The sequence below is a fragment of the Pseudomonas sp. PICF141 genome, assembly GCF_002286815.1.
Taxonomy (GTDB): domain Bacteria; phylum Pseudomonadota; class Gammaproteobacteria; order Pseudomonadales; family Pseudomonadaceae; genus Aquipseudomonas.
Genome location: NZ_MUNM01000045.1, coordinates 1 through 23,717 on the forward strand (window position 1 = coordinate 1; position 23,717 = coordinate 23,717).

Here is a 23,717-nt window from a genome sequence, read left to right on the forward strand (position 1 = left end):
CCTCGACAACTTCTACAGCCAGCACCTGGTCAACCTGACCTACGTGTTGCCAGTCACCACCGGCCAGTCGCTGAAGACGGATCTGCGCTTTGCCCGTTCCACGGATGATGGCGGCAGCAATATTGATAACAATGCGATTGGCGCGATGTTCACCTACAGCCTCGGCGGGCATGCGCTGGGCCTGGGTTACCAAGGCATGAGCGGCGACACCGGCTACGCCTACGTCAACGGCACCGATGCGTACCTGGTGAACTTCGTGCAGATCGGCGACTTCGCCAGCAAGGACGAAAAGTCCTGGCAGGCGCGTTACGACTACAACTTTGCGGCCATTGGCATTCCGGGCCTGACCTTCATGACCCGCTACCTCACCGGTGACAACATCGATCTGGGCGGCAATCGCCCGGAAGGCAAGGAATGGGAACGTGATACCGACATTGGTTATGTCGTGCAGAGCGGGCCGCTGAAGAATGTCGGCGTGAAGTGGCGCAACGCGACGGTACGCTCGACCCACTTCGGCAGCGACCTGGATGAAAACCGCCTGATCGTCAGCTACACCTTGCCGATCTGGTAAGTCGATTCAATTTCTCTGAGGGGGGCACGCTACCGGCGGGCTCCCCTTTTTCACGACTCGGGAATCTTCGGTGTGCTGGAGGGCCTCATCGCGGGCAAGCCCGCTCCCACAGAGTTCTGCTGTAAATGCAGTATTTGTGAACAACAGAGATCACTGAACTGCCCCCCAAAAGTCAGGATCGGTGTCCAACTTTTGGGGGGCAGTTCATCACTCTGAGTAAGTAGCAGCTGCCGAGCCCGCGAGGCAGCTGCTACGGAGAACATTTACGGCTTAACTATCTACACGCAAAAAAAAGTCCCGTGACCAAATGAGGCACGGGACAAAAAATTGGTTGGTTGCGGCCAACCAAAGGAGCATTTTTAAGAGCGGTTACCGGTTACAGGCATTCCTGCGCGGCGCGTTCGAAACTCGAAGGCATAAAGTTCGATGCCAACAAGTGGCGTTCATACAAAAACACCTTGCCGCCATTCGGGGCCTTGTAGGCTTCGAGAACGTTATCGGCCGCGACTTTGCTCGGTACCACGATCCGGTAGCTGCGCTGGGTTTGCGAGACCGTCGGCTTCAGTGCACTGCCCTGCAACTTCGGTATTACGCAGTCGGCGTACTCGGCAGGCGTTTTTTTCGTCTGGAAGGTCAGCGTCGGGGCGTTCGGTGCGGAAACGCAACCGGCCAGCAGTAAGGAGGCGAAAGCCATGACGGGGACAAATAAAGGGCGCATCGGTGAAGTCCTGAAAATAAAAAGTCTGGTTCATTGAGCAGCGTCTTCGATGGGGGCGATTCTCCGCCTTTGCCCAACAAACCAGAACTTGCGTTTCTTGATGGTCACTATTACTTGAACCGATAGTTGCACCGCGCTATCGCGAGTGAAGGACAAAAGTCCGACTTGGATAAAACCAAGCCCCGCCAAAGCGGGGCTTGATGTATTTCACCTGGCATCAGGGTCTACGTCCGCCGCCAGGGTTTTGCCCTCCACCTTGATTTTGTCCTCCTTTTTTACCTGCTTCAGACGCTCTTTCCCTGTCGTCGGCAAAGTTGCCCGAGCGGCCTCCTCCCTGTTCGCTGCCGGAGCGGTTGGTCTCGCTGGATTGACGGCCCCCTGAGGCCTGTCCACCTTTTTTGCCGGCATCGGAGGAGCGTTGCGGATCGTTCATCATACCGCCGCCCGACTCCCCGCCTTTTCTACCGGCTTCGGAGGCTTTTCCAGGGTCATTGGCAAAATTGCCAGGGTTCTTGTTACCGGTGTTAGCCATTTTCGTTCTCCTCATGGTTACGAACGAACCTTTGTCGGCTCGTCTTATTCCGAGGTTTTGCGGGATTGAAAGTTTGAACTGATGCGGCATTCTTGCGACAAGCGGATTGGAGTTATTAGTTCCAGAAAACTCCGGCTACGGCGACTAATGGAAGTGATTAAAACGAGTATAAAAGCGGGTTGTGCTTATATAATTTGATGAAAGAAAAGAGCGTTGAGGTCTGGCATTATTCGTCTTCGACTCTCTATTTATCCCGTATGGAGGGACGTCGATGACAGAGCACATCGTCCACTTTCATTGTCAGATCGATCAGGGCACCATGGAGCGCTTCAGAGACTGCTGCCTCGACGCCATCGACCAGGGCGCTTCTTCCTTGCTGCTGAATCTATCCACCAGCGGTGGCAGCACCAACTTCGGCTTTGCCCTCTACACCTTCCTCAAATCCCTGCCGGTGCCGCTGTGCGCGATCAATGCCGGCAACATCGAGTCGATGGGCATCATCATGTACCTGGCCGCCGGTCGACGGATCACCGCGCCCCATTCGCGGTTTCTGATTCATCCCATGAATTGGTACTTCAGCCAAAGCTCGGTCGACCACCAGCGGCTGCGCGAATACCTCTCGAGCCTGGATAACGACCTCGCGCGTTATGTGCAAATCTTTGCCCTGGAAACCGCACACGCCGATACCAAACTGGACATTTTTCATTGCCTTTCAGCGGAAGAAAAGGTCATTGCAGCGCATGAATCCCTGGCTTACGGCATCGCCCACGAAATGCATCAGATGGTGTTTGCCGATAACGTCAAGCACTGGAAAATCAGTGGCGGCTGACGCAGGTTCGGGACGGCCCTCCTGACGTCAGGTGCCCGGAACGGGATGGATATCCAGGGTCATTCCGTCACTCAAAATGAGTTTCAAATCCTTGACAGTGCCGGCCACGCGGTCCTTGAACATCGGCTCGCCTTCGGGATCGAGTACATCGTAGATAAAGCGATTGCCCTCAAGCCAGCCGAAGGGCGTTTGCAGTTCAGGCGCGAGGTAATAGTTGCCGTCCAGAAAAAAACCGGCAAACGGTTCTACCCTCTCGCGGTTCTCGATTTCGTAGCGCACACCGGGGGTCATGCCTGTGGATTCATCAATCATGATGCGTACCTCGTCATGCGTCTGATCTTGGCGTCCGGCCTGTTTCAGGGCTCGACAAACAGGGCTCGACGGGACGTCTGCGTGTGACCTCCCGTCTTGCCCTGACACTCGTCAAGAAGTCCCCAGCCCACGCGACAGATCGGCCGAGGTTTCGGACGCAGTCTTGCGCATCGCGCCCGTTTCTCCAGCGGTTGTCTCGTGGGGTTCTGTGGTTTCCATCACCTTTTCGCGCACGGCCTCATAGCCCTCCCGTGCTTGCTGTTTGACCTTGCCGGTGAGGCTGGCGCTGGTCCTGCCCAGATAACGGCGCTCCGTTGCGGTAGTGGGTAAAGCCGCCCCCAGCAACGCGCCCACCGCGATCCCCATCGCCGCCATCAGCAGGGGTTGCTCCTTGAGCAGATGACTGAACTGGTCGCCCATTTCATGGGTCCTGCGCGCCAGGCGATCACTGGTGTCATGGACGGTGTGACTGAGCTGATCGGTCTTGGCATGCAGGCTATCGCTCAGATGTGCGGCCTTGCCCTTGACGGCCTGATAGCTGTTTTTGAGCGAATCGGTGGTTTGGTGCAGACGCTCCCGGGCGCTGTCGATGCCATCGGTGAGCCCTTCGCCCACATCATCGGTCCAGTCGATATCCAGCTCAGTCTCAACCCGATATTCCCTGGGCGTTGGCGGGCGATTCTGGCTCATTATCAGCCACATCAGGCCGACCGAGGTCAGCACCGCGGGCATGGGATTGTTGCGCACACTGGTGCCCAGATTGTGCAGGAAAGTCGAGCCGTTGCTCTGCATCATCAGCAGCGCCTGATCGAACATCTGGCCAGGGGTGAACTTGCTTTCCAGAGCGTCGACGATATGCCCGATGTTTTCCCGTTGCGCATCGATTTCACGCTCGATGGTTTCCGGACTCTTGGCCGCTTCGGTGTCTATTTCTCGCTTCATGACACTTTCCTCCGCAGGGCTTCCTGGTCTTTGTTCAGCGCGTCCAGGGTGCGATCAGGCTTGAAGTGGGAAGGCTCGAATTGTTTTTTGCCTGCCTGCAGCATCACGAAGCCGATGACCATCACCACGACGCCGACAATCAGCGCGGCCAGCCAGGGCGCCATCACCAGGCTCAAGGCATAGACCACCGCCATCAGCACAATGATGAACCCGGCGAGCAGCACAATGGCGCCGCCGGCGACCCCGGCAATCCCTGCTTTCAATGTCGTCAGGCTGGCCTGTAGTTCCGCCTTGGCCAACGCCAGCTCTTTGGTGAACAACGCCGGAACTTCCCGAGATAACTGCCGCAATAAACCGACCACGGAAGCATCATATTCAGTCGTCGTGAACGACGGGTTGACGGGCTGTGTGCGTTGCAGTTCTGGATCGTCTCTGTTCATTACCGTTCTCCTGTGAAGGGGCTGGACCCCGGCATTGAAGAAGTATCGCCACGATGGTCAGGCGCGTTCGGCGAGGACGGCGTGATGCCAGTGGCCAATCCGGGCGACAAATCGCCTGCCGATGGCATCGACGTTTCATAAAATTCCTGCGAGCCATCGCCACTGAACGAGGATGTGCTGCTCTGGTCCGTGAACTCATGGTCGGTTGTTGGCGAGGCCGCCGTACCCGCTTTCAGGAATCGCGACAGACCAAACCCGACCGCTATGCTGCCGACAATGAATAACCCTGGGTTGTCGCGCGCCAGATCAGCGCCATCGTGCAGCAGCTCTTCGGCACTTTTGCTGCGCAGTTTTCCCGCCAGGCTGCTCATGCTGTCTGCCATGTTCGCCAGGTAGTCGGACATCCCAAACGTATCGTTCGTCCTGATCTCGGAAACGACTGACTGGGCGCCTCTGGCCAATGCTTCAATCTGGTCCGCTGCGGTATCGCGGTACTGGCCGAACTGCTCATCGGCCTGATGCCGGGCACCGCCTATCGCTTCGGTAACCTCCTCCTTTATATGTTGAAAGTTTTGTTCGGAGCCCGCTGAATCCCGAGGGCCATCCGGTTGTCCGGTTCTGCTGTCTGGAATAGTCATGTCATCCATCGCCTTCGTAATGAATACGTGAGGAAGTGGCCGCGGGTGTGGCCGCGGTGGTGCTTCATTGCAAATGACGGAGGGGGCTGGCAGGGAGTTCCACGCAGATGATGAAGTGATAAAAAGCGCACCGATGGTACTCACAGGTTCCGGTGGGTATTTGTTGGATGCATCTCGCATTAAAAATCTGCTACGTTGTACGATGACAGACGAGTAAACCCTTTCTCTCGTCTGACACTCAATAACAACAAGGAAAAACACCCATGAAAAAAACGAAATTGCTTATCGGTTTCTTGTGCCTCTTCAGCGGCTATGTGATGGCAGCCCCCTTCTCGGGCGAAAAGGATGTTGCCTTAGCGGTAGACCATCTGACTCAAGCGATGCTGCACAAGAACATTCCCCAATTGAACGCGCTCACCGCTGAAAACCTTACCTACGGCCACTCCAGCGGGAAAATCCAGGACAAGAAAGCGTTCATCGCTGACATCGAAACCGGTAAAAGCGCTTTCAAGACACTTGAAATGACAGGCCAGACCATCACGCTGTCGGGTGATGTGGCGCTGGTCCGGCATCATTTTTCGGCACAAGCCATCAAGGGTGAAGAGATCGTTCCCACGGAAATCGAGAACTTCCAGATCTGGCAGAAACAGAAAGGCAAATGGCTACTGGTCGGACGACAAGCGTTTCGTTTCTGAAATTGAGGGTGTCGATCATCGTTCCCACGCTCTGCGTGGGAATGCAGCCCAGGACGCTCCGCGTCCCTTCAGGAGCCGAACGCGGAGCGTCCGTTGAGGCATTCCCAACGATCCACTGGGGCGGATCATCAAACCGGCTCGCGAAGCCTCAATCATCCTCGTGCAATTTGATGCCGCGTTTATGCAGCACATACGGAACCAGCAGCACCAACAGCGTCAGCACCAGGAGCGAGGCCGCGATCGGTTGTGTCACAAACACCATCCAGTCGCCCTGGCTGATGGACAAGGCATTGCGCAGTTGTTTTTCCGCCATCGGGCCCAGCAGCATGCCGACGATCACCGGCGCGACGGGGAAGTCGAAACGCCGCATCAACACCCCGGCCCAACCGATGGCCAACATCAGAAACAGGTCGAACGTCGAGTGACGCATGCCGTATACGCCGATGGTGGCGAATACCAGAATGCCGGCGTTCAGGTACGGTCGTGGAATCTGCAAGAGTTTGACCCACAGGCCCACCAACGGCAGGTTCAGCACCAGCAGGATGGCGTTGCCGATGTACAGCGAGGCCACCAGCGTCCAGACCAGTTCGCCCGAGGTCTGGAACAGCAGCGGCCCCGGTTGCAGGTTGTAGTTCTGGAATGCGGCCAACAAGATCGCCGCCGTGGCAGAGGTCGGAATGCCCAAGGTCAGCAACGGCACCAGCGAACCGGTGGCGCTGGCATTGTTGGCCGCCTCGGGGCCAGCGACGCCTTCGATGGCGCCCTCGCCTTTGCTGGCCGCGAACTCTTTCGGGTACTTGCTGAGTTTGCGCTCGGTCGAGTACGACAGAAACGTCGGAATTTCCGCGCCACCGGCCGGAATCGACCCGAAGGGAAAACCGATCAGCGTGCCCCGTAGCCATGCGGGAATCGAGCGCTTCCAGTCGGCGCGGGTCATCCACAACGAGGTCAGGCGGTGTCGGCCGGCGGTTTCTTCCTTTTGGTAGAGAACGCTGTACAAGGCCTCACCGACGGCAAACAAGCCCACCGCGACGAGCACCACTTCAATGCCATCGACCAACTCGGGCACCGCCAGGGTGTAGCGGGCAATGCCCGAGGTCGAGTCCAGGCCGATCAAGCCGATGGTCAGCCCGATCCCCAACGAGGCAAAGCCGCGCAGCATCGACGCACCGAGCACCGCCGACACCGTGGTGAAGGCCAGCACCAGAATCGCGAAATACTCGGCCGGCCCGAACTTCAGCGCCAATATCGCTACAAGGGGCGCGAACAGGGTCAGCAAGATCGTCGCGATGGTGCCGGCCACGAATGAGCCTATCGCAGCCGTCGCCAACGCCGGACCTGCCCGCCCGTTGCGCGCCATGAGGTTGCCTTCCAGGGCCGTGACCATGGAGGACGATTCCCCTGGCGTGTTGAGCAGAATCGAGGTAGTGGAGCCGCCAAACTGAGCACCGTAATAGATGCCGGCGAACATGATCAGCGCGCCGGTAGGATCGACTTTGGCGGTAATCGGCAGCAGCAGTGCCACCGTCAGCGCCGGCCCGATTCCCGGCAAAACACCGATCGCGGTGCCCAGCAGACAGCCAATGAAGCCCCACATCAGATTGATCGGCGCCAACGCGGCACCGAAGCCGGTTGCCAGACTCGAGAGAATGTCCACCTTGTCGACCTCCTTGGGGCCCGGATCAGATCCAGGCGTTGACCAGGGGCGGCAGGGAAACCCCTAGCCCGGCGGTAAAAAGCCAGTAAATCGGCAGCGTCAGGGCGATACCGATGGCCAGGTCCCGCACCGGGCTGCGACTGCCAAAACCCCGTGCCGAACAGGCAAACAGCAATGAGGCGGCCAATACGAAGCCGATGTAGGTAATGAGCAACGCAACGCCCATCAGCCCCGCCGTGACCCAGGTTGCGCCGAGCTTGCCGCCGGGCTGAGGCCGGGTGGTCTCATGATCGTCAGTAAGGTTGCGAAAACCACCGGTGAGCGCCTGATAGCACATCAACAGACCGACGACGCCCAGAAACGCCGCGACGGCGTAGGGATACACGTACGCCGCCATGATCACGAAGCCCATCTCGGGAGGAAACCGCGAGGCGCCGATCGCCAATACCGCGCTGATGGCGACGACACCTAAACCCATCGCCAGTTGGGCCGGCATGACTCTCCAGCGTCCGGCCATCTCAGAGCAGCCCGACCTTGACCAGCATCGCGCGCAGGCGCCCATGCTCTTCTTCGACGAATTTGCCGAAGTCATCCCCGGTCAGAATGCTCGGTGACCATGCATTGGTTTTTACGTTGTCTTGCCAGACCGTGCTTTTGGTGGCGGTCAGGACGGCTTCGGTCAGTTCTTTGCGCTGTTCAGGCGTCAGGCCAGCGGCGCCATAAACACCCCGCCAGTTGCCGATCGTTACGTCATAGCCACTTTCCTTGAGGGTCGGTGCATCGATGCCTTCTACGCGTGTGGGCGCACCGATGGCGAGTAAGCGGAACTGTTTGGACTGTACGTATTTGGCAAGCTCGGCATAGCCGCCGGTGATCACCGTGATGTGGCCCCCCAGCGTCGCGGCGACGACTTCGCCGCCACCGGCGAAGGCAACGTAATTGACCTTGTTGACGGGGACGTCCATTTTGCTCGCCAGTTCGGCGATGCCGATGTGGTCGATCGACCCTTTGGAGCCACCGCCCCATTTGATGCTGGACGGGTTGGCTTTGAAGTCTTTGAGCAAGTCGTCCAGGGTTTTGTAGGGCGAATCGTCACGCACGGCAATCACGTTATATTCGGTAAACAGCCGGGCAATCGGCGTCACGTCTTTCAAGGTGATTTGCGGTTTGTTCTGCTCGATGGCTGCGACCATGATCGCGCCGACCACGATCAGGGCATTGGCATCCCCCTTGGTGCCGTTGGCAAATTGCGCCAACCCCAGGGTCCCACCGGCGCCACCCTTGTTCTCGAAGGTTGTGGACTTTGCCGTTTTCGCCTCGACCATGGCTTTGCCCAGGACGCGTGCGGTCTGGTCATAACCACCACCGACTGAACCCGGGGCCATGAACTTGACGGTATCGAGCGCAAAAGCCGGTGAGGCGAGCGCGGCGGCGGTAAGGAAAACGGCAAGGTTGCTGCTGAATCGACGGGCCAATGCAAACATGAGTCGTCTCCGGATAGCTGTTCTTGTTGTTGTCGATCAGGGAAGAGCCCCTGTGAACATGCGTCTGGAATAAGCGTAGGTCATAGTTGTGTTTATTGGCGGGCTTTCAATGGGGTTCCTAACGCAAGTCAATTATGAATGCAGAACCTGTGGGAGCTGGCCCTGTGGCGAGGGGGCTTGCCCCCGTTGGACTGCGAAGCAGTCCCAAAACTGCTACCTCCTTCAGCCAGGCACACCGCATGCACTGAATTTGCGACTGCTTCGCAGCCGAACGGGGGCAAGCCCCCTCGCCACAGGGCCTGCTCCCACAGGGATTGCAATGTCTGTACCTATGTTGACCAAATGGCGGAAGGCAGCCGGAGTCGAACCTGCCCGGGAACGGATGCCGTCCCCAACCGGGTTTGAAGCCCGGCCGCGCCACCGGGCGCGATTGCCTTCCTTGAACTCAGTTTGTTGTCGGTTGAGCCAGTGCATTGTCGAGCCGAATGTGGCGCCGGTCGCCAACACGTCGGGTCAGGCCGATCCGGTCGAAGTACTCCAGAATCTGAACGCTGCGCTTGCGCCCCAAGCCCACGGCATCGCGAAACGCGGTGACCTGAATCACCGGGTCATCCCTGGCCAGTTGCACCAGCATAGCCGCCAATCGGCGCACCAGCGTCTCGGTATAAAACAAATCACGAACCACTTGATGCACCAGCCCCAGCCGCGCCATCTTGCGCATCAGCAGGCGCACGGCGGCCTCTTCACGGCCCGTCGCTTTAGCCAGATCACGCACCCACGGCGCATCGAAACCCGCCTGTTCGAACAACGGCTGTAATTGTTGCCACAGGGTTTCGTCATCCTCACTCAAACGCACTTGATGGTCTGGCAAATGCAGCCACGGGCCGCTGGCGATGATCGATCCGCTGGCCAGCAATTCGTCGAGCAGGCTGATAAAGGTCGGCCGCTCCAGCGCGGTGCCGGCGAAGCGACGCAGGCGATCCCTGTCCGGTCCCATTTGATCCGGTTCCAGTTGATGAAAGCGTGCGAGGTGTTCCAGCAGCGGCGCTTTCAGTGCTTCCCAGCGCACCGCGCTGAACAGCAAGGGTCCCTGCCGCGTATCGATCAAGCGCACGTCATCGGGCAACACCCACGTGTGGCGCGGACGGTTGAACTGGCGTTCCAGACGCAGCGGATCGAGCCCGGTGTCGCTGTTGGCCAGCAGCGCCGGCAGTGCTGCTTCCAGGCTGTTGGTGGTGGCCAGCGTTTGTAGCTGCGCTAATCGCTCGGGGCTGCGACGGTGTCGGACCGGGGCGAACGGGTCAAGCACCTGGCCACCGCCGAGGGTGCGCTGAGCGCTTTGGTCGCGCAGGATCAAGCGATCGCCCTTCACCGCCAGCACCGGTGCATTCACCAGCAACTGCGCGAACATCCGCTCTCCCGGTACCAGGCTGTCGCCCTCCAGCAACGCCACTCGCCCGGTCACGTCCTGAGTGCCAAGGTGCACGTGCACGGGCTGAAAGTGCTCGAAGCTTCGCGCCTCGCTGGCCAGCAAGGTCATCTCGATATCCAGACGCTGGGTCGGCGCGTGCAGCCATTCTGCCAGCAGCCAATGGCCCCGGTGAATCTGTTCCAGGGCTAGACGATCGGCACTCAGGTTCAGTGCGACGCGCTGCCCGGCCATGGCGCTGTCAGCCGTCTGATTCTGCGCATGCAGGCCTCGCACCCGCACGGGTTTGCCCTGCGGACTCAACACCAGCGTATCGCCCACGGCCACGTGGCCAGACAACGCGGTGCCGGTCACCACGATCCCGACGCCGGCCACGCTGAACGCCCGGTCAATCGCCAGGCGAAAACCGCCGCCGGCGCTGCGTTGAAGCACCTCATGTTGCGCATCCAGCAAGGCCTGACGCAGCGCCTCGACACCCTCGCCGGTCACACTCGATAGCGCGATTTGTGGCGCATTGGCATAAGGTCCGGGTGCGAGCAATGCTTCAATCTGTTCCCTGACGGCTTGCACACGAGCAGGATCGACGCGGTCGCATTTGGTGATTGCAATCAGTGCCCGTGGGATGCCCAGCAACTCGACGATCGCCACATGTTCGCGGGTCTGCGGCATGACGCCGTCATCGGCAGCCACCACCAACAACACCAGATCAATGCCCTGAGCCCCGGCCAGCATGTTGTGGGTGAAGCGCTCATGACCGGGCACATCGATAAAACCGGTCAGCGCGGCGCCCGGTTCCAGCGCCGCGTAGATATAGCCGAGGTCGATGGTCATGCCGCGTTCGCGCTCTTCCCGGCGACGGTCGCCGGCCTGACCGGTCAATGCCTGGAGCAAGGAGGTCTTGCCGTGATCGATGTGCCCCGCCGTGCCGACAATCACCCGTCCCGGCCCTCCTCCTGCAACTGATCGAATTGCGCCAGCTGATTGAGCTGCGCCAGCCACGCGGCTTCGTCATCCAGTTGGCGCAGGTCCAGCCAAAGCGCATCAGCATCGATGCGCCCCAACACGGGAATCGGCAACCGACGAAACGCGGCCTCCAGCCCCAGCAATCGCCGTCCGCGCAGACGTTTGGAAACGTTGGGCCGCAGGCATAACGCGGCGCTCGGTAAACGAGCCACCGGTTGGCTGCCGCTGCCGATCATGCCCAGCGACGGCACCGCGCTGACGCTCCAGCCATCACCCAACACCTGTGCCAATGAGGGTTGCAGGCGTTCTGCCTGGGCGAAGATGTCGATTTGAGGGCGGGTCAGCAGACGCAGACTCGGCAGGCGCTCGGCCAGTCGATCCGGATCGCGGTACAGCATCAACACCGCTTCGAGCGCCGCGAGGGTCAGTTTGTCGACCCGCAATGCACGCTTGAGCGGGTTCTTCTTGATCTTGTCGATCAGGTCTTTGCGCCCGACGATCAACCCGGCCTGGGGACCGCCGAGTAATTTATCGCCGCTGAAAGTGACGATGTCCGCACCCTCGAGCAGCGCTTGGCGCACTGTCGGCTCGGCGGGCAGGCCCCAGCGAGTCAGGTCCAGCAGGCTGCCGCTACCGAGGTCTTCCAGCAGCGGCAGCCCGTGACGGTGAGCCAGCTGCGCCAATTCAGCCGTTGGTACCTGGGCGGTGAAACCCTCAATGGAATAATTGCTCGCGTGTACGCGCATCACCAAGCCAGTGCGCGGACCGATGGCGGCCTCGTAATCCCGGGCATGGGTGCGATTGGTCGTGCCCACTTCGTGCAGCCGTACTCCGGCGCGGGCCATGATGTCGGGAATGCGGAAGGCCCCGCCGATTTCGATCAGTTCACCACGGGAAATGATGCCTTCCTTGCGCGCGCCCAGGCTGTTGAGCGTCAGTAACACGGCAGCGGCATTGTTGTTGACCACGGTCACCGCTTCGGCGCCGGTCAGCTCGCGGATCAGGCCTTCGATCAAGTCATCGCGGTCGCCGCGCTTGCCGTTGTGCAGGTCGAATTCCAGATTGAGCGGATAGCGGGCAGCCAGTTGAACGGCTTCGACAGCCGCCTCCGGCAACAACGCGCGTCCCAGATTGGTATGCAGTACGGTGCCGGTGAGGTTGAACACCCGCCGCACCTGGCTGCGATGCTGGATCGCCAGACGCTCACCCGCCCTGCCCGCCAAGACATCGGGGGCAATTTCAATGGCATTGAGTTCGCCCTTGAGCACCGGCTCGCGCAAGTCATCGAGCAGTTGCCGCAAACCGGCCAGCAGCGCATCACGCCCGTAACGCTCGGCCAGTGGTTGGCAGGCGGGATGGCGCAGCAAACTGTCGATGGAGGGCAGCCGCAAGGCTTGGCTGGCGGATGTGGCAGACATCAGAGGCTCCCGGAAGCGAATGACCGTCGCGTCTGAGTGTAGCCGCTGAGCTTTAAGGGCATGCTCTCTGCCCACTATCACCATCACCGCGCAATGATCTCGCTGATGGCGAGTGCCCCACTGCAACACCCTGCCAAACGCCGCGCTCCCAGCGACTACTACCAAAAAACTGTCAGAGGTTTCCTCATTTTTTTTGAGGCGCATCCACTCATTGCAGAGGGGCGTGTTTAATGACACTCGGTGTTACGTCCTAAAGGCTACAACGCCTTGCGTCGTTGCCTACGCGTGCGCCAGAATCCGCTGGCTTGTGCGGCTGTGGGGCGGGCTATATCGTTTCCCTGTCACTGAAAAACAGTGATCGGGTTTGGTAGCCCGCCTTTAAGTAGTCGTATGGCGACACCTTATGCAGTCTCTTTTTGGGGGCTCGGCTTTATATGGTGGTCATGCGTGGGGCTCCATTGTGAGCGCCGGGTTTCCTACTTAGACCGGTCTACCAACCCGCGTATGGCCGCCACTCTTCGTTTGGTAGCGAGGGTGATGGCTCCTAAATATTCTAAGTAGGAGTTTCATCTATGTTCAAAATAACACCCAATCCGCCGACCACAGATCCGGCATCCCCGTACGAATCACTCGATTCAAAAAAACTCAACGAAGCCGCCGAGCGCGCCCTCGATTATTACCTCAATCCGAGTGCCCATGTCATGGCCACGCCGTATAAACCCAGCCAAATGTTCATCATCAACCCAGAGATCGGCACCGAATCTCTGCTGGCCCACGCTTGCGAGTCACTGGCTTCGGCCAGCGTCATGCTCAACGATGTTGCAGCGCTGCTACAGGGGCCACACCGCCATACCATTCTAGGCATCGCGCAAGTCATCATGCAGGGCGAGTTGGCGGTGAACCGAGCGCTGGACAAACACGAACCACCTAAGTAATCACAAGCGTCCTGTCGCTAGGGGCTTGCCCCCGTTCGGCTGCGCAGCCGTCGTAAAACCGGTAATCGCGGTAAGGCTGACCTACCACAGGCACCGGTTTTGCGATCGCTTTACGCTCAGTCACCTCCCGGTGCCAGCATCAGATTCGGCGACAGGCGCTGGTAGCCTTCCTGCTCCAGGCGCATATCCAGCATCAGGCTGGACAGGTCTGCCGAAAGTGCTTCGGCTTCGGCGTCGTTTTCCAGGTAGATCAGTTTCAGGTAGCTGTTGCAGCCGGGGCAGACTTCTGCCCGCAACGGTGCCTGATTGGCTGCGTGACGGTCATCCTCGAAGCTGACGTATTCAAGCCCCTTGCTCTGTTCGCAGTACACGCATTTGACCCGCACCGCATGCCATTCGCAGGCGCACAACGAGCACACCAGATAACGCAAACCGTTGTATTTGCCCCGATGACGAATCACCCCGGCCATCGCCGGCGAACCGCAGGCCGGGCATTGGCTGAGGCAGTCGCCGCGCTTGAGCTCAAGGTTGGCTAAACCCAACAGCCAATGGCTCCAGGCCGCTTGCAGCGCTGCACCGAGAAACGGCACCAACTCCGCTGGCAGCATTGAATACTGGCCGCTGACCAAGGCAATCGCCCAGGCTTTGAGCAGCCCGGGGTTGGCGCTGCGCAACGTGGTCACGGCGTTTTCTACCGCCGTTTGTGGCGGTGGCTGATAGCGTTGCAACAGCGCTTCGAGATACGGCAGCCAAACGTTTTCACGCACCAGGCTGTCGGCGGCTAACGGTGGCAAGCCATGTTCCATGCACACCCGCAGACGTTCGGGATCGGGCATGGCGGCCACGGGCGGATCGTCCATCAGGTTTTGTTGAACGTGACACAGTCCGGCAACCAAGCGCAGGTAGTCCGCTAATGGATGCCCGTCGGCCAGGCGCTCCAGGCGCCGCGCGCGCAAGGTGAACAGGTTGTGCGGTGGCAGGTACAGAAACGGCGGTGAACTCGCCGCTGCTTCTATCTGCCCAGGCTCGAGGATCGTGGCCAAGGGGTCATCCTTTTTTGCTGATCGGCGGCTCCGGCGTCTCGTCTCGGGTCATTTCCCGGTACCAGAGTTCATGGTGTCTTCTCGCCCAGGCGCGGCTGACCCGGCCGCGCACCATGGCGTGGACCGAGCCGCGAATCCAGATACCGGCATAGACGTGAATGATGATGCTCAGCACCAGGATGAACCCCGCCAGCGCATGCAACAGCATCGCCCAGCGAATACTGGTGATGCCGAAGTAAGCGCTGAACCAGGCACGCCAGATCACCAGGCCGCTGAACAACAGCACCAGCATGCAGATCAGCAACACCCAGAACAGCAGCTTCTGTGCCGGGTTGTATTTGCCGATCGGCGGCACGCCCTCCTCTTCATTACGCATGACCGTCCCGACACGCCTGAGCCACAACCGGTCGTTGGCGCTGAAATAATTCGCCCGCCAGAAACTGAACACCAGGCCCAGGAACAGCACAAACATCGCCACGCCCATGTACGGATGCAGAATGCGCGTCCACGAACCACCGCCAAACAGGTTGCTCAGCCAGAACAGTCCCGGGTGGAACAAGGCCAGCCCCGACAGCGCGGCCGCGAGAAACAGAATCGCCACCAGCCAGTGATTGGTGCGCTGGTTGGCGGTGTAGCGCAGGATCGGTTTGTCGTTCATGGCCTGTCCCCCCCGCCGGGTTTCGTCGGATCAAAGGTGTGCACCGATGGATCGAACTCATGCACCGCCGGGTCGAGGGTGACGGGATGTTCGTCCTCCTCGACCAGCTGTGGACCGACACGCACGTAATGGAAGAACCCGGCCAGCACCGCCGCGCCCATGGCCAGCAACGCCAGGGGTTTGCTCAGGCCTTTCCACAAGTCCACCAGCGGACTGATCGCCGGGTGATCCGGCAATCCGGCGTACAACCTGGGCGTGTCGGCATGGTGCAGCACATACATGACGTGGGTACCGCCGACGCCAGCGGGGTCATACAAACCGGCGTTTTCGAAACCGCGGCTCTTGAGGTCGACGATACGTTCGGCGGCATGCTCCTTCATGTCTTCCTTGCTGCCGAAAACGATGGCGCCGGTCGGGCAGGTTTTTACGCAAGCCGGTTCCAGCCCCACCGCCACCCGGTCCGAGCACAGCGTGCATTTATAAGCCTTGTGGTCCTTTTGCGAGATGCGCGGAATGTTGAACGGGCAACCGGTGATGCAATAGCCGCAGCCGATGCAGTGGTCCTGATCGAAATCGACGATGCCGTTGGCGTGCTTGATGATCGCGCCGGGGCTGGGGCACGCCGCCAGGCAGCCGGGTTCGGCGCAGTGCAGGCAACCGTCCTTGCGAATCAGCCATTCGAGGTTGCCGGCGTCGGTTTCATGCTCGGTGAAGCGCATCAAGGTCCAGGTGTCTGCGCTGAGGTCTTGAGGGTTATCGTAAGTGCCGAGGTTGTGACCGACATCGTCGCGCAACTCGTTCCATTCCGAGCAAGCCACCTGGCAAGCCTTGCAGCCGATGCACTTGGTGGTGTCGATCAGCTTGGCCACTTCATCTTGGGTGCGCACCGAGGGCGGCCTGGTGGTGGTGGCCGAACGGGCGATGATGTCTTGGCTGGCCATTTAGACTTTCTCCACGTTGACCAGGAATGACTTGGATTCCGGGGTTTGTGTGTTGCCATCGCCGAGGAACGGCACCAGGGTGTTGGTCAGGTAACCGTGACGGGTGGCGCCGGTGAACCCCCAGTGCAACGGGATACCGATCTGGTGCACCACTTGATTGTTGACCTGCAGCGGACGAATCCGCTTGGTCACCACCGCCACCGCTTCGATATGCCCGCGCTTGGAGCTGACCCGCACCCGATCACCGGCCGCAATGCCTTTCTCCCTGGCCAGCACTTCGCCGATTTCGACGAACTGCTCAGGCTGGGTCACGGCATTGATCGGGCAATGCTTGGACCAGAAGTGAAAGTGTTCGGTCAGCCGGTAGCTGGTGGCCGCATAAGGGAAGTCCTTGGCCTGCCCGAGGGTGTCCCAGACGGACTCGAAGACCCGTCCGGCCGGATTGCTGGTCGCCTGCTTGTTGTTAGGGTGCATCGGGTTGATGCCGATGGGCGTCTCGAACGGTTCATAGTGTTCCGGGAATGGCCCTTCGTTCATCTTGTCGAGGGCGAAGAAACGCGCAACGCCTTCGGGGTTCATGATGAACGGATTCATCCCGGCTTCCGGCGGCACATCGGCCTTGTAGTCGGGCACGTCGGTGCCGGTCCAGACCTTGCCGTTCCACCACACCAGCCGTTTGTTGGCGTCCCATGGTTTGCCTTGGGTGTCGCACGAGGCGCGGTTGTAGAGAATCCGTCGATTCGCCGGCCAGGCCCAGGCCCAACCCAGGTTCTGCTTCATGCCGAAAGGGTCGCTGTTGTCGCGCCGGGCCATGTTGTTGCCCTGCTCGGTCCAGCTGCCGCAGAAGATCCAGCATCCAGACGCCGTGCTGCCATCGTCCTTGAGCTGGCCGAAGCCGGACAGTTGCTGGCCGGTCTTGATCATCGCGCCCGAAGCGTCGGTGACATCGGAGACGGCGTAGCCGTTGAATTCCCGGGCCAGTTCTTCCGGCGTCGGATCATCCGGCACTTTGTACGGCCAGTCGAGCTTGAGGATTGGCTCGGCCCAGGCACCGCCGTTGGCCTGGTAACGCTGGCGCAGGCGCAAGAACAGCTCGGCCATGATCTTCACGTCGGTGTGCGCCTGGCCCGGGCCATCGGCCCCCTTCCAATGCCATTGCAGCCAGCGGCCGCTGTTGACCAGCGAGCCGTTTTCTTCGGCGAAACAGGTGGTGGGCAGGCGAATGACTTCGGTCTGGATCTCGGCCGTTTGCACATCGTTGTAAGGCCCGGCATTGCGCCAGAACTCCGAGGTTTCGGTGGCCAACGGGTCCATGACCACCAGCCATTTGAGTTTGGCCAGCGCCTTCATCACCCGGTTCTTGTCCGGCAAGGCGGCGATCGGGTTGAAGCCCTGACACATGTAGCCATTGACCTCGCCCCTGCCCATCATGTCGAACATTTTCAGGATGTCGTAGCCGGGAATGTCCAGCTTGGGCAGCCAGTCGTAGCCCCAGTTGTTCTCGGCGGTGGCATTGGCGCCGTACCAGGCTTTCATCAGGCTGACATGAAACTTGCCGTAGTTCTGCCAGTAGGACATCTGCCCGGGACGCAGCGGCTTGAGTGCGCGCTTGGCAATGTAGGCGTTGTAGTCCTGTTCGGTCTCGGCCGGCAGGGTCAGGTAACCGGGCAGCAGGTTGGACAGCAAGCCCAGGTCGGTCAGGCCCTGGATGTTGGAGTGACCGCGCAAGGCATTGACGCCCCCGCCCGGCATGCCGACGTTACCCAGCAGCAGTTGCACCATGGCCGCGCTGCGGATCATCTGCGAACCGGTCGAATGCTGGGTCCAGCCCAATGCGTAGAGAATCGTCATGGTTTTGCCCGGCTGCGAGCAGGTGGCGATCTCTTCCCAGATTTTCTTCATTGCGTCCACGGGCATACCGCAGACCTGACTGGCCAGCTCCAGGGTGTAGCGGCTGTAATGCTGCTTCATCAATTGGTAAACGCAACGTGGGTCTTGCAAGGTCGGGTCGACTTTGGCGAAACCGTCCTCGCCGATTTCGTAGCCCCAGCCAGACTTGTCGGTGTAGATGCGCTTGCCCGCGTCGTAACCGCTGAACAAGCCGTCCTCGAAACCGTAGTTGGCCTTGACGATGAACGACACGTCCGTATAGGCGCGCACGTATTCGTGCTGGATCTTGTCTTCGGTCAGCAGGTAATTGATCAGCCCGCCCATGAAGGCGATGTCGGTGCCGGTGCGGATCGGCGCGTAATAGTCGGCCACCGAGGCGGTACGGGTGAAACGCGGGTCGACCACAATCAGCCGCGCCTTGTTATGGGCTTTGGCTTCGGTCACCCATTTGAAACCGCAAGGGTGCGCTTCGGCGGCATTGCCACCCATCACCAGAACCAGATTCGCGTTGGCGATATCGGTCCAGTGGTTGGTCATGGCACCACGGCCATACGTCGGGGCAAGACTTGCCACCGTCGGGCCATGTCAGACACGTGCCTGGTTATCGAACCCCAGCATGCCGAGACTGCGAATCACCTTGTGGGTGATGTAACCCGCTTCGTTGGACGATGCCGACGCCGCGAGGAAACCGGTGCTCAGCCAGCGGTTCACCGTTTGCCCCTGGGCGTTCTTCTCGACGAAGTGGGCATCGCGATCGGCCTTCATCAAGTCGGCGACGCGATCCAGTGCTTCATCCCAGGAGATACGCGTCCACTCCGTAGCGCCGGGCTTGCGCACCTGCGGGTACTGGAGACGGCTGGGGCTGTGAATGAAATCGAGCAGGCCTGCGCCTTTGGGGCAGAGGGTGCCGCGATTGACCGGGTGGTCGGCATCGCCTTCGATGTGGATGATGCTCTGGGCCACGTTCTTTGCGTTGTCGCCCTGGCTGTACATGATCAAGCCGCAACCGACCGAGCAGTACGGGCAGGTGTTGCGGGTTTCATGGGTATGGGCGAGCTTGAAATGACGCACTTGTTCGGCAAAAGCAGGCGCCGGGGCCATCCCCAGCGCACCGAGGCTTGAGCCCGCAAGGCCGAGACCAGCGACCTTGAAGAATTGACGACGGTTGAGGTCCATCGTGCACTCCTGATCAGGTGGAAACCCGGTGCATTGGCCGGGTTTTTCTGGACGATCACGGTGACGGCAACGGAACTACCGCCACTTTAAACTGTAGACAATGCTGTTTTGTGCGGTGTGAAAACCGACAGTCGGGTAATCCCCGAGCCACAGGTAGCTCCCACAGAGGTTGGCGCTTATCATGACCACCGGATTAATCCCCACGCCTTTTATGAGACTGAGCATGACTTTCGATTTTGATCAGGTGTTCGACCGCCATGGCACCGGCAGTACCAAATGGAGCCGCTACCCGGCCGACGTATTGCCGATGTGGGTCGCCGACATGGACTTTGCCGCGCCGCCCGCGATCATCCAGGCGCTGCAAAAACGCCTGGAACACCCGATGCTCGGTTACAGCGTGGCCCAGGATGACTTGCGAGAAGCCATCGTCGCCGACCTGTGGAACAAATACGCCTGGCGCGTGCAGCCTCAAGAGCTGGTCTTCCTGCCGGGTATCGAGTCGGGGTTCAACATGGCCCTGCATGCGCTGGTTCAACCGCAGCAGAACGTGGTGGTACAAACGCCAAACTACCCGCCGCTACGCCATGCGTCGGGCCACTGGCAGCTGAACAAAGTCGAACTGGATTTCGACGCATTGGCCGATGGCACCTATGCCACGCCACTCGATGCCTTGCGCCAGGCCCTGCAGGGCGGCGGCGCGCTGCTGCTGAGCAACCCGCATAACCCGCTGGGCAAGGTCTTCCCACGCGAGGAACTGCAAGCGGTCGCCGACATTTGCCTGGCACAGGACGCCTGGATCATCTCCGACGAGATCCACTCCGAACTGTGCTTCGACGGGCGCGTACACATTCCGACCGCCTCGCTCAGCCCGCAGATCGCCCAGCGCACCATCACCCTGATGTCAGCGAGCAAGGCCTACAACATCGCCGGTTTAAAGACGGCGTTCATGATCATTCAGGACGCGGCACTGCGTCATCGGGTCAACAGCGCTCGCTGCGGCATGGTCGACAGCGTCAACCCGCTGGGCCTGGAAGCCACCCGCGTCGCCTACAACGAAGGCGGCCCGTGGCTGACCGAACTCATGGCCTACCTGCAAGGCAATCGGGACTATCTGGTGGAGGCGGTTCGTACGCGGCTGCCGGGTGTGAGCATGAACATTCCTCAGGGCACTTACCTGGCATGGCTCGACTGCACGGCGCTGGGGCTGGATAACCCGCAGCAGTTCTTCCTTGAGCAAGCCAAGGTCGGGCTGAGCGCAGGGCTGGATTTCGGCGATCACGCCCGGCAGTTCGTGCGCTTGAACTTCGGCTGCCCGCGGGCGCTGCTGGAAGAAGGAATCGCGCGGATGGAGCGTAGTTTGCGTAACCGCCAGGCCTGACGCCCCAGGTTGACACCGAAAACCCGATGCCTGTGTATCGGGTTTTTTATGGGCGATATGCCGGCATTGAATCCTGTTCAAGGCGTTATGCGCTCCAAGCAAGCCTTGATCAAGGCTTCCCGCTTCTGATCGTCCGGCAGCTTCATGAAGTTTTTCGGCTCGCAATTTTTCTCGTTCACATCGTATTTGTTTTCACAGCCTGCGAGACATGCCAACGACAGTGCCAGTGCAACGAACGATTGAGTGTTCATGAGCAACTCCTCACCGAGTTTTCTTGCATCGCATTGAGCCTAACTCATGAGTTGAGTGTATGCAGGAACAGCGAACTTTCCTCTGCGCTAAACCTGTCGGAAGTCCAACCGAACTCAAGACAAAAGACCGGGGTCAACCCTCAACGAGCGCTGGTGGCGCTCGGATCTTTTGCCTTGAACAGAGGAGATTTCCCGATGACTGACTATCCAAAACCACCCTTCCCGAAACAAAGCCAGCCAGTCCCCGGAGCCCAGATGAAAATGGACCCTTATCCGGATTGTGGCGAGCAGAGCTACAAAGGTTCGGGTCGGCTGGAGGGCAAGATTGCCCTGATCACCGGTGCCGACAGCGGCATCGGCCGTGCGGTGGCGATTGCTTTCGCCCGGGAAGGCGCGGATGTGGTGGTGGCCTATCTGAATGAGCAGGAAGATGCGCAGGAAACCGCACGCTGGGTCGAACAGGCCGGTCGCCAATGCCTGCTGCTGCCTGGCGATGTGGGGCAGAAAGCGCACTGCCAGGCGCTGGTGGACAAAACGGTGGAGCGCTTTGGCCGGATCGACATTCTAGTCAACAACGCCGCATTTCAGATGACCCACGAAAACATCGAAGACATCCCGGACGAAGAATGGGTAATGACTTTCGATGTGAACATCACGGCCATGTTCCGGCTCTGTCAGGCCGCGTTAAAACACATGAAGCCTGGCAGTTCGATCATCAACACCAGTTCGATCAACTCCGACATGCCCAAGCCGACATTGCTGGCCTACGCGACCACGAAGGGCGCGATTGCCAACTTCACCGCCGGCCTGGCGCAGATGCTGGGGCCAAAGAATATCCGGGTAAACAGCGTGGCGCCGGGGCCGATCTGGACGCCGTTGATCGTCTCGACCATGCCCGAGGAAGACGTGCAGAACTTCGGTTCGCAAACCCCGCTCGGTCGCCCCGGCCAACCGGCGGAAGTCGCGCCGATCTATGTGCTGCTGGCCTCGGATGAAGCCAGTTACATCACCGGGCAACGCTATGGTGTCACGGGCGGCAAGCCGATGCTTTGACGCAATCGGCATGGCCTGCGATCGCCCCCGTAGGAGCTGCCGAAGGCTGCGATCTTTTGATCTTGCTTTTGCTGACATCAAAGTCAAAAGATCGCAGCCTTCGGCAGCTCCTACGGGGATCGCGGTGAATCAGGGTTCTTGAGCAATCACCGATATCTTGCCATTGCGCTCGATGATGGCGAATTTGATCTGCTCAAGGGTTTCAATGCCCTGGCTCGAACGCGCGGCTTCCATGATATCTGCTTCGACCAGTCGCGCATTGCGCAGGCGCTGATGCAGGATCTTGCCGTTTTCGACAATGATCGTCGGCCCGCCATCGATCAGCCGCTGCACCCATTGCGAGCGCTGTTTGAGCAGTGAAAGGCCGACGTCAAGGGCAATCAGCGTGATGATCACCAGCATCGAATTGGTCAGGGAAAAATCATTACCCACCAGCGCTTGTTGGGTCGCCTCGCCGATGATCATCAGCAGCACGAAATCAAACGTCGTCAGTTCGGCCAGCGAGCGCCGACCGGCGATCTTGAACAGCACCATCAATGCCAGGTACATCACGACTGCGCGCACTACCGAATCCATAAGTCACCTAAGGGAAAATGAATTGATCCACCTTGACGGAGGCTGCACCGGGCGAGGCGATATGGCTGCGAAACAGGCCCAGCCCCTCGCCACGCAAAGTCAGGTAAAGACTGGCCTGCCCTTGCGCGTCCGTTTGTACCCACAGTTTCATGCCCTGCTCGCCACTGAGTGCACGCACAGGTTCCGGTTGCAGGGTTTCGATTTCGAAGCCCTCCAGCAGTTTACCGGTCAGTTCCAGCTCAACCGTGGTATCCGGCCGGCCCACCACACTGACCTTCATCGGATTGGTCGAGCCATGACGGTGGAACATCTCGTACTCCACCCGCACCTTGCCATCGCTGCCCAGAACGTCCCGGGAACTGAGCGGGCCACGGGAAAACAAGCCAAGCAACGCCAACACCACCAGCAGCACCATCACGTACCAGCCCCAGCGTTCGAATCGCCAGACCTTGATCTGATAGGCCATGTCTTCGCGCACCGGAAAATCGCGGCTGTCGTATTCGGTACGGCGGGAATGCTCGTTCATTGGTTTACCCGATCTTGTTCACCGGTCTTGTCACCGGCCAGGGCGCGTTTGTGAAAAAACGAGATCCGCTTCAAGGCATGTTCGGCGGCCAGCAACTGAACCTTGCTGCGCGAGCCGTAAAAGCGATGCTGTTGAGTGAATACCCACTTTCCTTTCTCGGTCTGATAAGCCCAGGCAAAACAGACGGTACCTGCCGGAATCCCGTCGACATCCTCCGGCCCCAGGATACCGGTGGTGGCCACGGCGACGTTGGCGGTGCTGTCGAGCAAGGCGCCCAAGGCCATTTCGCGAGCGACTTCGCAACTGGTCAGGTTGAAGGCTTCGATCGTATGGGGGCTGACGTTCAGTAACCGCTGTTTGGCTTCAGAAGAATAGACCACGTAGCCACTCTCGATCAGGTCCCCGCTGCCTGGCACTTCGGCCAGTAAAGTCACGATCTTTCCGGCGGTACAGGACTCGGCAGTGGTCAGTCGCAGGTCGTGGTGGCGCAAATATTCGACGACGGTATGGCTGACGTTCATGGCAGGGCCTCCAGGCAAGAGGAACTGCTCGGTTGACCTTTGACGCTTGCAAACATTCCCTCGGGCAGACCGCCCATACCCCCCGATAAAAAATGAACCCCCGGCGCTGGATGCACCTCAATACTGTTAGGGAGCCCCTTT

25 protein-coding genes and 1 tRNA gene are annotated in these 23,717 nt (G+C 59.8%); 6 read left to right on the top strand and 20 right to left on the bottom strand.

The features are described from left to right. Positions 1 to 571, top strand: a 571-nt coding sequence (locus tag BZL43_RS12285; protein WP_143517852.1) for an OprD family outer membrane porin, incomplete at its 5' end; no start/stop codon positions are given. 376 nt (positions 572 to 947) lie between these two features. On the opposite strand, the gene BZL43_RS12290 is transcribed toward BZL43_RS12285, so the two are convergent. Together BZL43_RS12290 and BZL43_RS12295 are read right to left on the bottom strand one after the other, a co-directional pair. Then, positions 948 to 1,289 (bottom strand): hypothetical protein, encoded by a 342-nt coding sequence (locus BZL43_RS12290; protein ID WP_095632550.1) that lies wholly within the window; start codon positions 1,287 to 1,289, stop codon positions 948 to 950. 217 nt (positions 1,290 to 1,506) lie between these two features. Further along, the gene (locus tag BZL43_RS12295; protein ID WP_095632551.1) at positions 1,507 to 1,821 is read right to left on the bottom strand and encodes a KGG domain-containing protein; all 315 of its coding nucleotides are present in this window, start codon (positions 1,819 to 1,821) and stop codon (positions 1,507 to 1,509) included. Between the two features lie 271 nt (positions 1,822 to 2,092). Between BZL43_RS12295 and BZL43_RS12300 the strand changes: the two genes are divergently transcribed. After that, the gene (locus BZL43_RS12300) at positions 2,093 to 2,650 is read left to right on the top strand and encodes an ATP-dependent Clp protease proteolytic subunit (protein ID WP_007900348.1); all 558 of its coding nucleotides are present in this window, start codon (positions 2,093 to 2,095) and stop codon (positions 2,648 to 2,650) included. Between the two features lie 27 nt (positions 2,651 to 2,677). Here the strand turns inward: BZL43_RS12300 and BZL43_RS12305 are convergent, their stop codons facing one another. The 4 genes from BZL43_RS12305 to BZL43_RS12320 all read right to left on the bottom strand — a co-directional run bounded on the left by BZL43_RS12305 (position 2,678) and on the right by BZL43_RS12320 (position 4,982). Further along, positions 2,678 to 2,962, bottom strand: coding sequence for a hypothetical protein (locus tag BZL43_RS12305; RefSeq protein WP_095632552.1), 285 nt, complete (start codon positions 2,960 to 2,962; stop codon positions 2,678 to 2,680). A 111-nt stretch (positions 2,963 to 3,073) separates the two neighbouring features. Then, positions 3,074 to 3,904 carry a DUF3618 domain-containing protein gene (locus BZL43_RS12310; RefSeq protein ID WP_095632553.1) on the bottom strand — a complete coding sequence of 277 codons (831 nt, stop codon included), beginning with the start codon at positions 3,902 to 3,904 and terminating at the stop codon, positions 3,074 to 3,076. Then, the gene (locus BZL43_RS12315) at positions 3,901 to 4,344 is read right to left on the bottom strand and encodes a phage holin family protein (protein ID WP_095632554.1); all 444 of its coding nucleotides are present in this window, start codon (positions 4,342 to 4,344) and stop codon (positions 3,901 to 3,903) included. The genes BZL43_RS12310 and BZL43_RS12315 overlap by 4 nt, the downstream gene beginning before the upstream one ends. Further along, positions 4,344 to 4,982, bottom strand: coding sequence for a hypothetical protein (locus BZL43_RS12320; protein ID WP_095632555.1), 639 nt, complete (start codon positions 4,980 to 4,982; stop codon positions 4,344 to 4,346). The genes BZL43_RS12315 and BZL43_RS12320 overlap by 1 nt, the downstream gene beginning before the upstream one ends. A 263-nt stretch (positions 4,983 to 5,245) precedes the next feature. Between BZL43_RS12320 and BZL43_RS12325 the strand changes: the two genes are divergently transcribed. Beyond that, on the top strand, positions 5,246 to 5,677 hold the full coding sequence (locus BZL43_RS12325; RefSeq protein ID WP_095632556.1) for a nuclear transport factor 2 family protein: 432 nt from the start codon (positions 5,246 to 5,248) through the stop codon (positions 5,675 to 5,677). Between the two features lie 148 nt (positions 5,678 to 5,825). Here the strand turns inward: BZL43_RS12325 and BZL43_RS12330 are convergent, their stop codons facing one another. The 6 genes from BZL43_RS12330 to selA form a co-directional block, all read right to left on the bottom strand. Continuing rightward, positions 5,826 to 7,334, bottom strand: a complete 1,509-nt coding sequence (locus tag BZL43_RS12330) for a tripartite tricarboxylate transporter permease (protein ID WP_095632557.1) — start codon at positions 7,332 to 7,334, stop codon at positions 5,826 to 5,828. Between the two features lie 25 nt (positions 7,335 to 7,359). Beyond that, positions 7,360 to 7,851, bottom strand: coding sequence for a tripartite tricarboxylate transporter TctB family protein (locus BZL43_RS12335; RefSeq protein ID WP_095632558.1), 492 nt, complete (start codon positions 7,849 to 7,851; stop codon positions 7,360 to 7,362). Between the two features lies 1 nt (position 7,852). After that, a complete protein-coding gene (locus BZL43_RS12340; protein WP_095632559.1) occupies positions 7,853 to 8,818 on the bottom strand; it encodes a tripartite tricarboxylate transporter substrate binding protein in 966 nt (321 codons plus the stop codon). A 343-nt stretch (positions 8,819 to 9,161) separates the two neighbouring features. After that, positions 9,162 to 9,257: transfer RNA gene (locus tag BZL43_RS12350), tRNA-Sec, on the bottom strand. 6 nt (positions 9,258 to 9,263) lie between these two features. Beyond that, positions 9,264 to 11,183 (bottom strand): selenocysteine-specific translation elongation factor, encoded by a 1,920-nt coding sequence (gene selB, locus BZL43_RS12355; protein WP_095632561.1) that lies wholly within the window; start codon positions 11,181 to 11,183, stop codon positions 9,264 to 9,266. Continuing rightward, positions 11,180 to 12,628, bottom strand: a complete 1,449-nt coding sequence (selA, locus tag BZL43_RS12360; protein ID WP_095632562.1) for an L-seryl-tRNA(Sec) selenium transferase — start codon at positions 12,626 to 12,628, stop codon at positions 11,180 to 11,182. The genes selB and selA overlap by 4 nt, the downstream gene beginning before the upstream one ends. Before the next feature lie 572 nt (positions 12,629 to 13,200). Between selA and BZL43_RS12365 the strand changes: the two genes are divergently transcribed. Next, complete coding sequence (locus tag BZL43_RS12365) at positions 13,201 to 13,563, top strand: DUF6124 family protein (protein ID WP_095632563.1); 363 nt, start codon at positions 13,201 to 13,203, stop codon at positions 13,561 to 13,563. A gap of 116 nt (positions 13,564 to 13,679) precedes the next feature. On the opposite strand, the gene fdhE is transcribed toward BZL43_RS12365, so the two are convergent. Genes fdhE through fdnG form a run of 4 tightly spaced genes read right to left on the bottom strand, consistent with a single transcriptional unit; the run spans position 13,680 to position 19,271 of the window. After that, the gene (fdhE, locus tag BZL43_RS12370; protein ID WP_095632564.1) at positions 13,680 to 14,606 is read right to left on the bottom strand and encodes a formate dehydrogenase accessory protein FdhE; all 927 of its coding nucleotides are present in this window, start codon (positions 14,604 to 14,606) and stop codon (positions 13,680 to 13,682) included. 4 nt (positions 14,607 to 14,610) lie between these two features. Next, entirely contained in the window at positions 14,611 to 15,264 is a 654-nt protein-coding gene (locus tag BZL43_RS12375; protein ID WP_095632565.1) for a formate dehydrogenase subunit gamma, read from the bottom strand. Beyond that, positions 15,261 to 16,205 (bottom strand): formate dehydrogenase subunit beta, encoded by a 945-nt coding sequence (fdxH, locus tag BZL43_RS12380; RefSeq protein WP_095632566.1) that lies wholly within the window; start codon positions 16,203 to 16,205, stop codon positions 15,261 to 15,263. The genes BZL43_RS12375 and fdxH overlap by 4 nt, the downstream gene beginning before the upstream one ends. Continuing rightward, positions 16,206 to 19,271, bottom strand: coding sequence for a formate dehydrogenase-N subunit alpha (gene fdnG, locus BZL43_RS12385; RefSeq protein WP_143517853.1), 3,066 nt, complete (start codon positions 19,269 to 19,271; stop codon positions 16,206 to 16,208). A 223-nt stretch (positions 19,272 to 19,494) separates the two neighbouring features. Here fdnG and BZL43_RS12395 point away from each other — a divergent pair, with 223 nt between their 5' ends. After that, entirely contained in the window at positions 19,495 to 20,649 is a 1,155-nt protein-coding gene (locus BZL43_RS12395) for a MalY/PatB family protein (RefSeq protein WP_095632569.1), read from the top strand. A gap of 77 nt (positions 20,650 to 20,726) precedes the next feature. On the opposite strand, the gene trbK is transcribed toward BZL43_RS12395, so the two are convergent. Continuing rightward, positions 20,727 to 20,900 carry an entry exclusion lipoprotein TrbK gene (gene trbK / locus BZL43_RS12400; protein WP_095632570.1) on the bottom strand — a complete coding sequence of 58 codons (174 nt, stop codon included), beginning with the start codon at positions 20,898 to 20,900 and terminating at the stop codon, positions 20,727 to 20,729. 195 nt (positions 20,901 to 21,095) lie between these two features. Here trbK and BZL43_RS12405 point away from each other — a divergent pair, with 195 nt between their 5' ends. Beyond that, entirely contained in the window at positions 21,096 to 21,953 is an 858-nt protein-coding gene (locus BZL43_RS12405; RefSeq protein WP_095632571.1) for an SDR family oxidoreductase, read from the top strand. 129 nt (positions 21,954 to 22,082) lie between these two features. Here BZL43_RS12405 and BZL43_RS12410 read toward each other — a convergent pair whose 3' ends face one another. Genes BZL43_RS12410 through BZL43_RS12420 form a run of 3 tightly spaced genes read right to left on the bottom strand, consistent with a single transcriptional unit; the run spans position 22,083 to position 23,576 of the window. Beyond that, on the bottom strand, positions 22,083 to 22,529 hold the full coding sequence (locus BZL43_RS12410) for a DUF421 domain-containing protein (protein ID WP_095632572.1): 447 nt from the start codon (positions 22,527 to 22,529) through the stop codon (positions 22,083 to 22,085). A gap of 7 nt (positions 22,530 to 22,536) precedes the next feature. Further along, positions 22,537 to 23,055 (bottom strand): hypothetical protein, encoded by a 519-nt coding sequence (locus BZL43_RS12415; RefSeq protein ID WP_095632573.1) that lies wholly within the window; start codon positions 23,053 to 23,055, stop codon positions 22,537 to 22,539. Beyond that, entirely contained in the window at positions 23,052 to 23,576 is a 525-nt protein-coding gene (locus tag BZL43_RS12420) for a CinA family protein (protein ID WP_095632574.1), read from the bottom strand. The genes BZL43_RS12415 and BZL43_RS12420 overlap by 4 nt, the downstream gene beginning before the upstream one ends. Positions 23,577 to 23,717 lie beyond the last annotated feature (141 nt).